Annotated in this window: 1 protein-coding gene and 2 pseudogenes; all 3 read right to left on the reverse strand. The window is 67.5% G+C overall.

Annotated elements, in window-relative coordinates:
- Positions 1-150, reverse strand: a pseudogene (locus AC1DDO_RS22965) (lipoyl synthase); the annotation flags it as partial.
- Positions 151-163: 13 nt separating this feature from the next.
- Positions 164-1,576 (reverse strand): L-serine ammonia-lyase, encoded by a 1,413-nt coding sequence (locus tag AC1DDO_RS22970; protein ID WP_476870017.1) that lies wholly within the window; start codon positions 1,574-1,576, stop codon positions 164-166.
- 178 nt (positions 1,577-1,754) lie between these two features.
- Positions 1,755-2,045, reverse strand: a pseudogene (locus AC1DDO_RS22975) (serine hydroxymethyltransferase); the annotation flags it as partial.

Below are 2,045 nucleotides of genomic sequence, written 5' to 3' on the forward strand. Positions count from 1 at the left end.
GCCTTCCTTCTTGACGAGGTTCTTGAGCTGGACGAACTCGGGGCCCATCTGGACCTTGGCCTTGATCCATTCCGGCTTACGTTCCACCGGTGTGGCCGCGTTTCGCTGCTCAATGCGCAGCATCTTCCGGCCTTCTGGTGCCAGTGTCATAGTTCTCTTTCCTTCAGCATTCGACGACGTTGACGGCGAGGCCGCCCATCGCGGTTTCCTTGTATTTGGAGCTCATGTCGCGGCCGGTTTCCCGCATGGTGACGATGACCTCGTCCAGGGACACCCGGTGCGAGCCGTCGCCCCAGAGGGCCATCTTGGCGGCGTTGATGGCCTTCGCGGCCGCGATCGCGTTCCGTTCGATGCAGGGGACCTGGACGAGCCCGCCGATCGGATCGCAGGTCAGGCCCAGGTTGTGCTCCATCGCGATTTCCGCGGCGTTCTCCACCTGCGCCGGCGTGCCGCCCATGACTTCGGCCAGTCCGGCGGCCGCCATCGAGGACGCCGAACCCACCTCGCCCTGGCAGCCGACCTCCGCGCCGGAGATCGAGGCCTGCTCCTTGTACAGCACCCCGATGGCGCCGGCGGTCAGCAGGAACTTGACCACGACGTCGTCGCGGTCGGCCTGGGTTGCCTTGTCCATGCCGGGGGCAAAGTGCAGCGCGTAGTAGAGCACCGCCGGGATGATGCCCGCCGCGCCGTTCGTGGGCGCGGTGACCACGCGGCCGCCGGAGGCGTTTTCCTCGTTGACGGCCAGGGCGATCAGGTTCACCCATTCCTGCCAGTACTTCGGGTCCCGGAAGTCAGGATCATGGTCCCGGGTTTCCTTCAGCAGCCGCTCGTGCCAGTCGGGGGCGCGGCGGCGGACCTTCAGCCCGCCGGGCAGCAGCCCCTCGCGCTTGAGGCTGACCTCGACGCAGCCCTCCATCACCGAATAGATGTGCAGCAGGCCCTCCCGGATTTCCTCTGCCGTCCGGCTGTCCTCTTCGTTGATCCGCATCACTTCGCTGATGCCCAGGGACGTTTTCCGGCAGCGTCCCAGCAGTTCCGCGGCGGTGCGGAAGGGCAGGGGGAGTTCCTTTTTGGACTCCTCGAGCTCCTGCTGGGCCGCGTCTTCCTCGCCTTCGCGGACAATGAAGCCGCCGCCGACCGAGAAAAACGTGGCGGTATGGAGAACCGCGCCCGCGGCGTCGGAGACCGTGAACGTCATGCCGTTGGTGTGCCGGGGCAGGATGGTGAGCGGGCGCAGGATGATGTCCTTCACACCGTAGGGCAGGGACACAGCACCGGCCAGCTGCAGGATGCCGGTCCCGGCGATCGTGGCCAGCCGCTCCTCCACTTCCTCGGGCAGGATCAGCTCAGGGTGGAAGCCCTCGAGCCCGAGCAAGATGGCCGTCATGGTGCCGTGGCCGTGGCCCGTGGCGGCAAGGGAGCCATAGAGGTCCACACGCAGCGACGCCGCGTCTGCCAGCTTGCCTTGGGATTTGAGTTCTTCGGCAAACACGGCGGCGGCCCGCATGGGGCCCACGGTGTGCGAGCTGGACGGCCCTATTCCGATGGAAAAGAGGTCGAAGACACCAACAGCCATGGCCGGGTTCCTAACTGGGTAAATGTGGTAACGGAGCGGTGGGTGAGCTGTCCACGAGGGGCCGGCGGAGCCGGGCTTTTCGAAAGCGTGCGTCAAAGCGACGAAGGAGCAGCACGCGTGAAAAGTCCGGTCCGCCGGTCCCGGGGCCAGCCCGCGGACGGGCTGGCTCCGGAAACGGTCAGGAGAGGTTGCTGACCGAGGGGTAGAGCGGGTGGGCGGCGGCGAGGGCCTCCACCCGTGCGCGCAGGCCGGACAGGTCCGCGCCGGCGTCGGCGGTCAGCGCCTCGGCGATGATGTCCGCGACCTCGGCGAAGGCTGCCTCGCCGAAGCCGCGGGTGGCCAGCGCGGGGGTGCCGATCCGCAGCCCCGAGGTGACCATCGGCGGGCGCGGATCGAAGGGGACGGCGTTGCGGTTGACCGTGATGTCGATCTCCGCGAGGCGGTCCTCGGCTTCCTGCCCATTGAGCTC

The sequence above is a fragment of the Arthrobacter sp. 10N43 genome (assembly GCF_056394525.1).

Bases quoted from the DNA above. Each gene is read 5' to 3' on its own strand.
- AC1DDO_RS22970 (WP_476870017.1), bottom strand. From the start codon at position 1,576: ATGGCTGTTGGTGTCTTCGACCTCTTTTCCATCGGAATAGGGCCGTCC.